This window comes from Elusimicrobiaceae bacterium, from assembly GCA_028700325.1.
In the GTDB taxonomy this organism is placed as follows: Bacteria; Elusimicrobiota; Elusimicrobia; order Elusimicrobiales; family Elusimicrobiaceae; genus JAQVSV01.
This window is the reverse complement of record JAQVSV010000057.1, coordinates 1-13,279: the sequence shown is the minus strand read 5'-3', so window position 1 is coordinate 13,279 and position 13,279 is coordinate 1. Positions and strand designations below refer to the sequence as shown.

Below are 13,279 nucleotides of genomic sequence, written 5' to 3'. Positions count from 1 at the left end.
AAAACGATAGAGAAAAAACTGGAGGCAATTTACCGTTTGGCAAACCGGCGGCAGAGTCCGAAAAAGCGCCAAATTTAAGAACGCAGTCCCATAGACCCATGGTAAGATTCTTAGATTGCTTGACATGCGCGCCGCGCATATATGTTCCTATAGCGCATATTTCTTTACTAAAATATCCCATGCGAACCTTTGGCATGGAGGCCGGTTTTTTGCGCGCTGTTCCGTTTCCGCGGGGGCTGATATGCGGTCGTTTCGGGCCGTGGCCGAGCGGAACGGGTGCGCTTTTGATCAGGCGCCGCTGAAAGTGTTGTTTTTGTCAAACAAATTTATGCGACCGGTGCGGAAATGAAAATAGGCATACAGGCCTGGGGCAGCGCGGGCGACGTGCGGCCTCTGCTTGCGCTGGGCGGAGAACTGGCGGCCCGCGGGCACAGCGTTACGCTGGCGGTGACGCCGGTGGACAACCGCGATTATGCGGTTCTGGCGAATAATCTGGGAGTGGAGCTGCGAATGCTTAGATCGCCTTTCCCGACCCGCGCCGGGCTGGCCGCCGTCGCGCCTGCCGTAATGGGCAGGGGGCTGCAGGTGCGGCAGTTTATGGCGTCGCTTGAGCTGATGCTGTTTTCAATGGAACGGGACATGACGGACGCCGCGCTCCGCCTCGCCCGGGAAAACGATGTGCTGATCGGGCATACTCTCGCCTATCCGCTTAATGCCGCGGCTGCGAAATTCAGCAAACCTTATATTACGCAGGCGTTGTCGGCGCTGGCTGTGCCATCCGGCGAGTATCCGCCTGACCACCTGTATCCGCTTGCGTTTTTGAAAAATTCGCGGCTCAACCGCGCGGCCTGGCGGTTCACCGACCTGACGGCCGGATTGCTATTTCTGCGGCGCATGAACCGCCTGCGCGCGGAATTGGGAGTTGCGCCTGTAAAAAGTTTCCTCGACGAAGGAGTGGCGTCGCCGCTTTTAAACCTGATTTCCGCGAGTGTCGCGCTATGCCCGCCCCGGCCCGACTGGGCGGGCCGCAATGAAGTGTGCGGCTTTTTCGAGGTGCCTGCCGCGCGCACCGATCTGCCGCAGGAGCCGGGGATTTCTGAATTTATCGCTTCCGGCTCTCCGCCGGTGTTTATGGGGTTTGGCAGCATGAGCGATTTCGACCCGGAACCAGCCGCGCTGGAAACGCTTTTTGAAACCGCCGCCCGGCTCGCAGGCACGCGCGCCATTATCCAGCTGCCCGGCCGCCCGACCGAGGCCAGAGGCGCGGTTCTGGTCACCGGGTCGGCCGAGCACAGGGCCATACTGCCGCGCTGTTCCGCCATTGTGCATCATGGCGGCGCGGGCACAACCCATACCGCGCTTTTATGCGGCACGCCGCAGATAATAGTTTCGCATCTGGCGGATCAGCCTTACTGGGGCCGCATTATCAGCGCGCATGGTCTGGGGCCCGCGCACCTTGCCCGCGCCGGACTCACCGCCCCGGAACTCGCGCGCCGGATAAAGCTGGTTTTGCCGGACGACGGCTATAAACGCCGGGCGCAGGCAGCCGCCCGGTTTGTTAAAACCGAACACGGAACCGCGCTTGCCGCGGATCTTATCGAACGGACGTGCGGATAATGGAAAACGGCACACGGCTTTCCGTACCGGAAAAACTCGCCTTGGCCGCGCTTGCTTCGCTGCTGGCGCTGCTTGTGAACGGGTATGCATACGAGTTGTCGCCCAACGTGCAGCAGACCGTGCCGTTCATCGCGCGGTTTATGGACGGCGCGCTTTTCCCGGTAGACCGCTATGCGCAGACCGCCGGGTTCTTCCCTTCGCTGTTTCCCCGGCTGATGGCGCTGGCCGGAAAATTTGTTCCGCTGTATCCGCTCCATTTCACGCTGTTTCTGGCGTTTAAGGCGCTGCTGTTCTATGTTACGGCGGAACTGGGGCTGTTTTTCTTCGGCACGCGCGCGGCGGCTGCGGCGGGGGTATTGCTTACCGCGGTGTGCCCGCTCACCAATTATCTGACCTTTCTGGGCGAAGACCCGCTGATGAAGAACTCGTTTTTCCCCACGTCCGCCGCGGCGCCGTTTATCATGCTGTGCGTGCTGCTGCTGCTCAGGGGCCGCACGGTGCGGGCGTTCGCGCTGGCCGCCGCGGCGTATTACATAAACGGACTGCCGGTCAATTACCTGCTGGCGGCGTTCGCCTGCGCGACGGCGGCCGCCAGCTCCCGCAAACAGTATTTCAGGGGCTGGGCGGTTTTCGCGCTGCTGGTCGCGCCGTGGCTGTGGTGGTATTTCACGCTTGCGGTGCATAATCCGTATGGCGGAGCGTCACCGGATTTTGACGGACTGCTCAGATACTGGTACAGCGGGCATTACTTCATGTCGGCCTGGCCCGCCCGGCGTATTGCGCAGGCCATTGTCTACGCCGCGTTCGGCGGGCTGTTTATAAGAAGCGCTGTGGCGGCGGGAAGGCCGGGCGCGGGCTTTCTCAAAGCTCTGTCGGTTTCGTTTCTGTTATGCGTTGCGGGCGCGTTTGTGTTCGGCGATCTTATTCCCGTCCGGTTCATCATCACGCTGCAGCTGTACCGCGCCGATTCGCTTTTTGACGCCATGATTCTCATTCTCGCCGGCGGCTACGCGGCCCGGTTGTTCAGACGCGACGGCGGCTGGCTTAAAACCGCGCTTCTCGCAAACGTGTTTTCCACGCACCTTTATTCCGGGCTGGCGTGGCTGGCTTTTGGCGTGTTTGCCGCATACGAATTGTCCGGCGCGCGGCAGACTCCGCGCGAAAAACTGTTTGTGAAACTGGGAAACATCTGCGCGGGAGCCGGTGTCGCGGCCGGTTTTTACGCGGCGGCGGGTTCGGCCGCCAATCCGTTGCACTGCGCCGTGTTCGCAACAGTGTGCGCGTTGATATTGCTCGACGGTTACCGTCCCGTGCTGGCTCAAGGGTTGAACGCTGCCAGGAAAAAAGCCGTTTTTGTTGCGTGCGCGGCGCTGCTGCCGCTGGCGCCGCTTATGATAGGCACCGTCTGCCTGCGCGGCCGGACCAATAAGGATAATGACTGGATCGCGGCACAGAAATGGGCCGGACAAAACACTTCAGTAACGGCCCGGTTCCTTACTCCTCCGGGTGAAAACGGCTTCCGGGTGTTTTCCAGCCGGTCGCCGGTGATAGAGTGGCTTGACGCCGCCGCCATGCACTGGACTCCCGGCTTTGAAAAACAGTGGTACGAAAAAATCACCGCGCTGGGCGCGCTGCTGGGCAGTCCCGGCGCGCGTGTCACCGCGCCGGTGCGGGCCGAGTATATGCAGCCGGTTACGGCGCAAAGCATTCTGCGCGCGGCGGCGGTTACCCGGGCGGAGTATATCGTTACGCTTTCTGAAATTCACGGGTTTCCGATGCCGCCGGTTTACAGCAATAAAACCTTTGCGGTTTACCGGACGGCGGATTCGTTTGAAATGCCCTAGCCCGCTCAGGTTTTAGGCTGAACCCGGTACAGGCAGGCCAGCCCGACCAGCAGGCAGGCGACAAGCGCGGTCGCCATGGCCGGCACCCGCTCAAGGCTGAGAAACGCGCCTTCTGCGGCGGAGATAACGGCCAGCCCGATCCACGAGGTCAGGGTTACCATGTTGCCGGTAGCCGTTTTGTCGGTCAGTGCTGGAAATATTTCCGGGATCGCCATCACCCCGGCCATTGTATATACCCGGTCGAACATGACAAAACCGGCTATCAAAAGCACCGAGCCCCAGAGCGGCAGCGCCCCGTAGACCATCGCGATAAACAAAACCGCCGACAGCAGCACGCTTGCGTCAAAAACTTTTCTGCGACCCATTCCCAGAACCGGCGGAATAATGAAGTTAACGAGCGTTTCCGCCATGCCTATGTATGTCAGCTGGAGGGTGATTCCGCTTACGTCAAGCCCGTAATATTTTATCATCCAGATTCCGAGCATCGAGTAAAACCCGAAATAGCAGATTCTCGTCAGCATCAGCCCGCCGTAATACAGTATGGCGTTCGGCTCGGCCAGCACAGCGCGGTAGGCCGAGAAAAAACCGGCCAGCCGCAGCGGCGCGGGTTCGGTTTTTTTATCCGCCAGCGCGGCCAGCAGAACCAGTCCGCCCGCTATTATCAGAACCAGAAACACCGCAAACGCCCACCGCCAGTTCGCGCGGTACGCTATATAGCCCGCGAGCGGCACTCCCGCCGCAACCGCCATCGGGCGGGCGGCCATCAGCACGGTTACCATGGCAGTATAATAACGGCGCGGCACGCCCTCGTAAGTCAGCCACCACATGACCGTGCTGGTCATCCCCGCGCCCAGCCCGAACAGAAACCGCGCGGCGAGCGCGCCGTGAAACCGCCCGCCCAGAAGAAAAAACGCGAGCGGCACAACCAGCAGCGCGGCTCCGGCTCTGGCCAGCCGGTCCGGCCCGCCGGCTTTCAGCAGTGCCGGACCCGCCAGAATGCCGCACACTATTCCCGCGGTGCAGGTGGAAATGAGCCAGAGCACCCGGTTCAGCGGTTCGCCGTAAAACACGGAAAAACTTTCCACCAGCGGCGAGATGGCGTGATCCACCGCCGAAAAACCGAAGATCAGGGTGAACGAGGCGCAGACCACCGTCCAGCCTGCCAGGGTTGAGGTTTTATCCGGCCCGGTCATGGCGTGAAAATTTCTCCGGCTCGCGAGTCTGCGCGCGCCAGCTCCTGTTCGGTTTCCGCGGCGAGCAGCAGCGGCATTGTTCCGTGTTCCGCCAGCCCCGCTGGCAGCGCGAACGCCCGGCCCGCCAGCTCTTTGTTCAGCGTGTCGGCCGCGTCAAAAACCGGCACTTCCTGCGCGACCGGGAAAGCCGACGCGAATTTTATGTGCGCGCGCTCCGGTGTCAGCCCGAAAACCTGTTCCGCGATTGACAGGATATGGCTGAACCCGTTGAGCCGGAAGTTGCATTCGATTGCGGTCAGCGTGCCGGTTTCTCCGATCCCCCAGTCCAGATTGACATATCCGCGCGCGCCGCGTTCGTGAAAATAGCGCGCGTAGGCAAGGCTGAGCTCGCGCAGCTGCGGCTGGCCGGCATGGGGATAGCTGCACCCGTGCCATGAGTCGCCGTGGATAAACTGGCGGTCCGCGCCGAGATAATCGCAGCTCCGGTCAGTCAGCAGAGAGAGCGTGCCGCATACCGCGCCGAAGCGTTCATAAGGCTCTATCAGAACGGGTTCGCCGCTGTGCCACTGCGCCACGCGCGCCAGCACTTCGTCCGGCGTGCCGGCATAGTTTCCGTAACCGCCGCCGCTGCGGGTTTTTTTTATGATGACGCGCCGGCCCGCGCCGCCGGAAAGCGCGGCGGCGGCTTTTTTAATTTCAGCAAGGCTGTCCTCAACGAATCCGCCGATGCAGCGGATGCCGAGCTTTTTTGACACTTCTTTAAAACGGGCCTTGTCGTTTAATTCGGCAGGATAGCCCGCCCCGACCGCTTCGGGCGCGGTGCCGCGCCATTGCAGGCCGCATTTGCGGGCCAGCGCGAGTGCCGCAGCGGTCTGCATGAACGGGTACAGCTCCAGCCCGCCGTCCGTTCCGGCGCGGCGCAGCCGGGTTGCCAGCGCGTCATCTTGCAGCGCCGAACGGCATAACGAGTACGGCCGGGAACCGGGCCGGGCCGCAATCAGCCAGTTTTTGGGGGGCGGCAGGTTTTTCAGCCTGCATACATATGCGACGAACCCGGAATGCGGCATGTGCGGCGTTATGAAGAAATCGCCCGGGCTGACCAGCGGGAGGTAACGCAGCAGATAGGAGTCCAGTATCCGCCCGGCTATTTCCGGCCCGACTGTGTCCTCGACGTTGATCAGCCACGCTTTACGCATAAAAACTGCCGTCGCACAGGTTGCTGCCGCAGTCGGCGGCGTGCCGTCCGCTTTTAAGCGAGCACAGCACGAATTCAAACCCTTGCCCGTTTAAAAGCGCGGACACCCGGCGCACGCTTTCCGATTTCAGGGCCGGTTTCATGGAGGCGTAAACGGTGTCGTCCTGATTGGGCAGCATCCGTATTTCCGCGTTGTCATACAGCGCGCTCAGCTGCCGCGCGAAATCCGCCCCGAACGCGGCGCGCATTTCCGAGAGGATGGCGTTGTTTAAAAGCAGGTAGGAGAACATCACCCGGTTCAGCCCGTGCGCTTTCAGGCGCGCCAGCAGCGGCTCGAGGGTTTCGGGCCGGTCCTCAAAGCCCGGCACCAGCGGGTCAAGGTGAATGGTGGTTTTCACTCCGGCCGCGTTAACCCGCGCGGCGGCGGCGAGCCGGGCTTCCAGCGGCGGCACGTTTTTTTCAAACCGGAACCCGCAGTCGGGTTTCGCCACAACGTTGAATGAAAACTTTTCCCGGCGCGAGCCCATCAGCCGGATCGTTTCGTCCGGCGGAGCGCCTTTGGTCGTTATGATAACGCGCTCGACGGGCGAGTCCGCCAGTGTCCGCAGGATCCTCAAAGCCAGCCCGTTATCCGAAAACGGCGGCGAAAAAACATCGGTGAAGCGCGACAGCTTGACCGTTTTCAGCGCGCCCGACTCCGCCTCTTTCTTGATTGCCGCAAGCAGCTGCGGTTGCGGCAGCATAGGCGCGGGCTCGGCGAACGCCGTGCCGAGTTCCGCCAGTTTCGCCAGCACGCCCGCGCGCGACTTCGCGTAACAGTAAACGCAGTCGTGCGCGCAGCCGCAGTAAGGTTCCAGATAATGATATTTTCCGTGCCAGCAGGTGCCAAGGCAGCCGGGCGCGACAAGCGTTATGGAGCCGGTCATAGTTTCCTCATCAGCAGAGTGCCGTAAAAACAGGTTTTTTGTGTATGGGACACGATTTCGAAGCCGCCCGCCCGGGCGGCTTCGCGCCAGCGAGAGAGCGAGGCGGGATATTCGGTGCGCATCATGAGCATGAACTGCCGCCGTATCTCTTTCCACAGCGGGCCGTAATAGCGGGCGGCTTCGCTTTCAAGGCGCGGCAGGCTGCCATCCAGCTCCGCCAGCTCGAAGTCGAGCACCGCGTCTTCTATTATAAAGAGCGCGTTTTTTTCAAAGCAGGCGCCGGCTCGCCGGAAAAAAAGATTTTTAGCGGGCTCGTCCAGATGATGCAGGGCTTTGCGGGCCGAGCCGCGCGTGAAGGCATGGCCGTCCAGCCGGCAGTCTTCGAAATTGCGCTCAAGGAAAGTCACGTTGCCGAACGCCGCGTTTTTTTCGCGCGCCAGCGCAAGCTGGGCGGCGGCGGAGTCAACACCCAGCGCGGCTTTGACCAGCGGCGCCGCGTGATAAAGCAGAACGCCGTTGCCGCAGCCGAAATCCACCAGCGTGTCATGCGGGCGCAGGCTGAGCGCCGCCAGATAAATTTTTATCTGTTCGTCTGAGAAGCCGAGCGTTTTGTTATACCAGACGGCGAGCGATGGATCTTTCCAGTCGGCGTGTTGCGGCATATGCGTTCCGTGAGCGGTATATGTTAGGGGCTATGATATTTTACAATATGCGCCGGTTCCGCGCAGATCCGCCGAGGGCACGGTTTCATTGCCGCTCCAAATATGGGACAATTGGATATCTCGCCGGTTTGGACTTTCTTATGCTGCAAGGGATACTGAAAAACGAGGAAGGCGGAGTGAAAGAGCTGTGGGCGCTCACCTATCCGCTTGTCCTGTCAACGGCGTCAGCCACCATCATGCAGGTGGTGAACCGCATTTTTCTCGCGTGGTACAGCCCGGAAGCGCTGGCGGCTGTCATGCCGGCGGGCATTCTTTCATTCACGTTCATCTGTTTTTTTCTGGGCACCGCGTCCTATACCAACGTGTTCGTGGCGCAGTATTACGGCGGGAAACGCTATGCCAATCTGTCGGTTTCGCTGTGGCAGGGCGTGTGGCTGGCGGTGTTTTCGTCGGTTCTGATCGCGCTGTGCATTGTTCCCGGTCTGATGATCATCAGCATGTCCGCCCATACGCCGGCGGTAAAAGAAATGGAACGCCAGTATTTCGTCATCACCACCGCGGCGGGCGGCATGGTGCCGCTAGGGGCGGCTTTGTCGGCGTTTTTCACCGGGCGCGGCAAGACAAAAGTGACGATGATTGTGCAGGTGCTGGCAAATGCGTTCAATATTCTGCTGTCCTATCTGCTGATTTTCGGCAAATGGGGGTTTCCCGAACTGGGCATCCGCGGCGGCGCGATTGCGCTGGTGGCGGGCAGTTTCGTGCCGGTAATCCTGTTTCTAGCGATCATTTTAAATGAAAAACACCGCCGCATCTACCGCACCGCGCGGCTTTTTTCGTTTCACTGGCCGCTGTTTGCCAAACTGCTTAAATACGGAGTGCCCAACGGAGTGGGATTTTTTCTGGATATCGCCTCGTTCACCGTGTTCGTGTTTCTCGCCGGCAACATGGGTGATGCGGTGCTGGCGGCGAACAATGTCATTTTCACGATCAACACGCTGGCGTTCATGCCGATACTGGGCGTGGGCATGGCGGTGGAGACTCTGGTCGGGCAGTACATGGGCGCGAACAGGCCCCTGATCGCCGCGCGGGTGGCTTACAGCGGGCTTAAGCTGGCGGGCATGTATTTCCTGCCGCTCGCGGCGGCGTTTTTATTGCTGCCGGAGCCGCTCCTGCACCTGTTTTCCGCGCACAGTGCGGCCGATATGTCGGAAATTTTCGTGATTGCGCGGGTGATCCTGAAAGTGCTGGTCGTTTTCACGGCGTTCGACATGATCGGCATAATATTTTCAAACGCGATCCGCGGCGGCGGCGATACAAAATTCCAGATGCTCACTTCCGGCCTGTGCGCGTGGTTTCTGTTTGTGCCGGGCGTGTATGTTCTGGTTAATCGGGCCGCGCCGATAACCGCGCTCTGGTGGTGGGGCACTTTTTACAGTTTTATGCTGGGGGCGGTATTTTATGCGCGGTGCCGCTCGGGCCGATGGCAGAGCCTGCGGCTGGGCGCGCATCGCTAGCCGGCTCCGGCCGCGGAGCCCCAGGGGGCCTGTCCGGGCGGACAGTGTCAAGCGGTATTTTATACTAGTTCCGCTCTACGGCCCGGGCTGTTTTTCAAGCGCTGGTTTTCGAAGTGCCTGTATTGGAAAGAAACGCCGGGCGCAATATCCTATAATATAGGCGCGGACACAAGCGGAAACCGGGTTTTGTTTTTTAGCCGGGCCGCACCCAGGAATTTCAGTTTTTCAGCACGGGGAGAATCATGCAGACCGAAATCAGAACTTTCACCAAAATCAAAAAACGCAACGGCAAAATGGAGTCGTTTGACACGCAGCGCATAACCGACGCGATTTGCAAAGCCGGCGCGGCTTCCGGAGAATTCAACGAAGAAACCGCCCGCCAGCTTTCGATGCAGGTTGTTTCCACGGCGTTCCAGTTTCATTCGGCCCGGTCCATCGCGGTCGAGGATATTCAGGATATTGTGGAAACCGTGCTGCTGGGCTCGCCCTACCGCAAAACCGCCAAGGCGTTCATCCTCTACCGCGCACAGCACGCGCAGATGCGCGAGATCTCGGCCAAGTTCAACGTAAGCCTGGTCGAGCAGTACCTCAAGCGCACCGACTGGCTGGTAAACGAAAACAGCAATATGGATTTTTCATTGCAGGGGCTGAACAATTATATCGCGTCCGAAATAAGCAAAATCTACTGGCTTGACAAAATCTATCCCGACGAGATAAAAAAACATCATGTTGAAGGCGATTATCACCTGCACGATCTGGGGCTGCTGGGCGCGTACTGCGTCGGCTGGGATCTGCAGGATCTGCTGATGACGGGGTTTAGGGGCGCGAGCGGCAAATCGGAATCCAAGCCGCCGAAACATTTCAGAACGGCGCTCGGCCAGGTAGTCAATTTCTTCTACACGCTGCAGGGCGAAAGCGCGGGCGCGCAGGCGTTTTCCAATTTTGACACGCTGCTGGCTCCTTTTATCCGCTACGACAAGCTGGCTTATAACGACGTGAAACAGGCGTTGCAGGAGTTTATTTTCAACGTCAACGTGCCTACCCGGGTCGGGTTCCAGACGCCGTTTACGAACGTGACGCTTGATCTGAACGTGCCGTCCTATTTTAAAAAGCAGGGCGTCATCATCGGCGGGCAGGTGCAGGACGCGCTGTACGGCGATTTCCAGGCCGAAATGGACACGTTCAACAAGGCGTTTCTCGAAGTGATGCTTGAAGGCGACGCGAAAGGCCGGGTGTTCACCTTTCCGATCCCGACCTACAACATCACAAGGGATTTCGACTGGGATAACCCCAATCTCGACCTGTTGTGGCAGATAACCGCCAAATACGGGATTCCCTATTTCGCCAATTTCGTCAATTCCGACATGGACCCCGAGGACGCGCGCAGCATGTGCTGCCGCCTGCGGATAGACAACCGCGAACTCAACCGGCGTGGCGGAGGGCTGTTCGGGTCAGCGCCGCTGACCGGCTCGATCGGAGTTGTCACGATCAATATGCCGCGGCTGGGGTTCGTTTCCGAAACGGAGGAGGAGTTCCTGGCCAATCTGGAAACGCTGATGGATTCGGCGCGCGAAAGCCTTGAAATCAAGCGCAAGGCGCTGGAAAAGATGACTGACGCGAACCTTTATCCCTATATGAAATTTTATCTGCGTTCGATCAAGGAGCGGTTCGGCAAATACTGGCGCAACCATTTCGCCACGATCGGGATAGTGGGCATGAACGAAGCCTGCGTCAATCTGCTGGGTAAAGACATCGGCACGCCGCAGGGTAACGCCTTTACCGTCCGCACGCTCGATTTCATGCGCGGCGTGCTGACCCGCTACCAGCAGGAAACCGGCAACAATTATAATCTCGAAGCCACACCCGCGGAGGGTACTTCGTACCGGCTCGCCAAACTTGACGCGAAAAAGTATCCCGATATGGTGTTCGCCAACGGTCCGGCGGAAGAGGGCAGGAATCCGTTTTACACCAACTCGACCCAGCTTCCGGTCAATTATACCGACGACGTGTTTGAAATACTGGAGCTTCAGGACGAAACCCAGACCCGCTACACCGGCGGAACCGTGGTGCATCTGTTCATGGGCGAACGGATAAAGGACACCGCCGCCCTTAAAGCGTTTCTTAAAAAGGTCTGCACCAATTACAAACTGCCGTATCTGTCGGTTACGCCGACCTTCAGCGTGTGCCCGGCCTGCGGCTATCTTGACGGAGAGCAGCATCTCTGCCCCAGGTGCGGCAAGCCGACCGAGGTGTACTCGCGGGTGGTCGGGTATCTGCGGCCGGTGGCGCAGTGGAACGACGGCAAGAAGGAAGAATTTTTCATGCGCCGCACGCTTACGATCTGACCGGAAATTGCGGCAAGGGAGAGTGTCCGCGTTATGAAAATAGGCGGTCTGAACAGATTTTCGCTCATAGATTATCCGGGTCATGTGGCGGCGGTGCTGTTTACGCAGGGCTGTAATTTCCGGTGTCCTTACTGCCATAATCCGGAACTGGTCTATCCCGATCAGTACGGCGCGCCCGTGCCGGACGCGGAGATAGAGGCTTTTCTGCAAAAGCGGCGCGGCCAGCTTGACGGCATCGTGTTAAGCGGGGGCGAGCCCACACTGCATTCCGATCTGCCGGAACTGATCGCTAAAATACGCTGGTACGGCTACAAGGTGAAGCTCGACACCAACGGCACCAATCCCGACATGCTCGGGCTGCTGCTGAAAAAAGAACAGCTTGATTTCGTGGCCATGGACATAAAAGCCCCGATGGGCAAATACGCGCTGTTAAGCGGCGTTAAAGCCGACACCTCGGCCCTGCGCGAAAGCATTGCCGCGCTCAAGACCTGCTCCGTGCCGCACGAATTCCGCATTACGCTCGATACGCGGTTTCTGACCACGGGCGATCTGGCCGAAATCTATCGGTTCACCAAGCCCGACAGCCTTACCGTAAACCCCTGCCAGCCGCAGAAGGAAAAAAGCTGACGGCCGGATTAAACATGAAAGAAACGTTTGCCGCCGGCCGGGAAATAACGGCGCTGAGAAGGAAACTTCATCAGGCGGCGGAGCTTTCCGGCCGCGAGCGCAATACCGCTCGCATCATAGCCGGTTATCTCGGCCGGCAAAAGCCCGATGAACTGATTACCGGGTTGGGCGGGTTTGGGCTGGCTGCCGTTTATAACGGCGCGCGGCCCGGCAAAACCGTTTTATTGCGCGCCGAGCTGGACGCGCTCCCCATAAAGGATGAAATTTCCGCGCCTTACCGGTCATTTTCAAACGCGGCGCACAAATGCGGGCATGACGGGCATGCCGCGGCTGTCTGCGCCGTTGCGCGGGCCCTGAAGATAGAACCGCTCGCGCGCGGCCGCGCGGTTCTGCTTTTTCAGCCCGCCGAAGAAACGCTCGCCGGCGCCAAAGCGGTGCTGGCGGATAAAAAATTCAAAAACTTCATGCCCGACCGGGTTTTCGCGCTGCATAATTTTCCGGGTTTCGAACTGGGCTCGGTAATACTCAAGGCGGGCGTAATGTGCCGCGCGACGGCGGGTATCATCATGGAGTTTGCCGGGCGCGTTTCTCACGCGAGCGAGCCGGAGAAAGGACTCAATCCGGCCGGCGCGCTGGCTGAGATCATACTGGCTGTCAGATCCCATCCGCACGCAATACCGGGCGCGAAGCTGACGGTGGTGGGCGTGAACGCGGGCGGGCCGTATTTCGGCACGTCGCCGGGGTCCGGCACGCTTATGCTGACTGCGCGAGCTGAAACACAGGCCGGGCTTGTCCGGCTGGTGAAAAAATGCGAACGGACCGCCGCGGCCGTCAGCGGAAAGCACGGGCTGAAACTGCGGCTTGCGGTAACCGATGCCTGCCCGGAAACAAGAAACTCGCCTTGTGCCGTTAAACTGGTCCGCCGCGCGGCGGAGGCGGCGGGTCTGAAGACGGCGGAACTGCGGAACTCTTTCCCAACGGCCGAGGATTTCGGCTGTTTTACCGCCGCAATAAGCGGCGCGCTTGCCGGCATAGGGAGCGGAAAAAAACAGCCTCCCCTGCATAGTCCGCGCTACGATTACCCGGACCGGCTGCTAACGCCGTCCGCGCGATTGCTCGAAACTGTTTTGCGCGGTTCTGTTTGACGGACTAAATTGGTACAATACAACCAGTCGGCAGCCGGCGCCGGAACCCGCGCAAGCGGGTTTTTGACGGCCGTGACAAGGAGGCGTTATGCCTGTAAAGAAAATTTCGAAACTTAAAAGCCCGCCTGAAGCGAATAAACCGCTGTGGCTGGTGACCGGCGGGGCGGGTTTCATAGGCTCCAACATCGCCGAAGAGCTGGTGAACCGAGGC

At 59.7% G+C, this 13,279-nt stretch carries 10 protein-coding genes; 6 read left to right on the top strand and 4 right to left on the bottom strand.

Translation table 11 applies throughout. From position 1 onward, the window contains the following. The first annotated feature begins 345 nt into the window (after positions 1 to 345). The gene (locus PHW69_07675) at positions 346 to 1,617 is read left to right on the top strand and encodes a glycosyltransferase (GenBank protein ID MDD4005064.1); all 1,272 of its coding nucleotides are present in this window, start codon (positions 346 to 348) and stop codon (positions 1,615 to 1,617) included. Further along, positions 1,617 to 3,461 (top strand): hypothetical protein, encoded by a 1,845-nt coding sequence (locus PHW69_07670; protein ID MDD4005063.1) that lies wholly within the window; start codon positions 1,617 to 1,619, stop codon positions 3,459 to 3,461. Before PHW69_07675 ends, PHW69_07670 begins: the two co-directional genes overlap by 1 nt. Before the next feature lie 5 nt (positions 3,462 to 3,466). On the opposite strand, the gene PHW69_07665 is transcribed toward PHW69_07670, so the two are convergent. From PHW69_07665 to PHW69_07650, 4 genes are read right to left on the bottom strand one after another with little or no spacing between them, the layout of a single operon-like run. After that, the gene (locus tag PHW69_07665) at positions 3,467 to 4,654 is read right to left on the bottom strand and encodes an MFS transporter (protein MDD4005062.1); all 1,188 of its coding nucleotides are present in this window, start codon (positions 4,652 to 4,654) and stop codon (positions 3,467 to 3,469) included. After that, positions 4,651 to 5,850, bottom strand: a complete 1,200-nt coding sequence (locus tag PHW69_07660; protein ID MDD4005061.1) for a hypothetical protein — start codon at positions 5,848 to 5,850, stop codon at positions 4,651 to 4,653. Before PHW69_07660 ends, PHW69_07665 begins: the two co-directional genes overlap by 4 nt. Further along, positions 5,843 to 6,775, bottom strand: a complete 933-nt coding sequence (locus PHW69_07655; GenBank protein ID MDD4005060.1) for a radical SAM protein — start codon at positions 6,773 to 6,775, stop codon at positions 5,843 to 5,845. The genes PHW69_07660 and PHW69_07655 overlap by 8 nt, the downstream gene beginning before the upstream one ends. Next, complete coding sequence (locus PHW69_07650; protein ID MDD4005059.1) at positions 6,772 to 7,437, bottom strand: methyltransferase domain-containing protein; 666 nt, start codon at positions 7,435 to 7,437, stop codon at positions 6,772 to 6,774. The genes PHW69_07655 and PHW69_07650 overlap by 4 nt, the downstream gene beginning before the upstream one ends. A 140-nt stretch (positions 7,438 to 7,577) precedes the next feature. Between PHW69_07650 and PHW69_07645 the strand changes: the two genes are divergently transcribed. From PHW69_07645 to PHW69_07630, 4 genes are all read left to right on the top strand, one after another. Next, a complete protein-coding gene (locus PHW69_07645; GenBank protein MDD4005058.1) occupies positions 7,578 to 8,951 on the top strand; it encodes an MATE family efflux transporter in 1,374 nt (457 codons plus the stop codon). Positions 8,952 to 9,193: 242 nt separating this feature from the next. Then, positions 9,194 to 11,296 (top strand): ribonucleoside triphosphate reductase, encoded by a 2,103-nt coding sequence (locus PHW69_07640; GenBank protein ID MDD4005057.1) that lies wholly within the window; start codon positions 9,194 to 9,196, stop codon positions 11,294 to 11,296. 33 nt (positions 11,297 to 11,329) lie between these two features. Continuing rightward, positions 11,330 to 11,923 (top strand): anaerobic ribonucleoside-triphosphate reductase activating protein, encoded by a 594-nt coding sequence (locus PHW69_07635; GenBank protein MDD4005056.1) that lies wholly within the window; start codon positions 11,330 to 11,332, stop codon positions 11,921 to 11,923. A gap of 14 nt (positions 11,924 to 11,937) precedes the next feature. Beyond that, positions 11,938 to 13,068 carry an amidohydrolase gene (locus PHW69_07630; GenBank protein ID MDD4005055.1) on the top strand — a complete coding sequence of 377 codons (1,131 nt, stop codon included), beginning with the start codon at positions 11,938 to 11,940 and terminating at the stop codon, positions 13,066 to 13,068. The last annotated feature ends 211 nt before the right edge of the window (positions 13,069 to 13,279 follow it).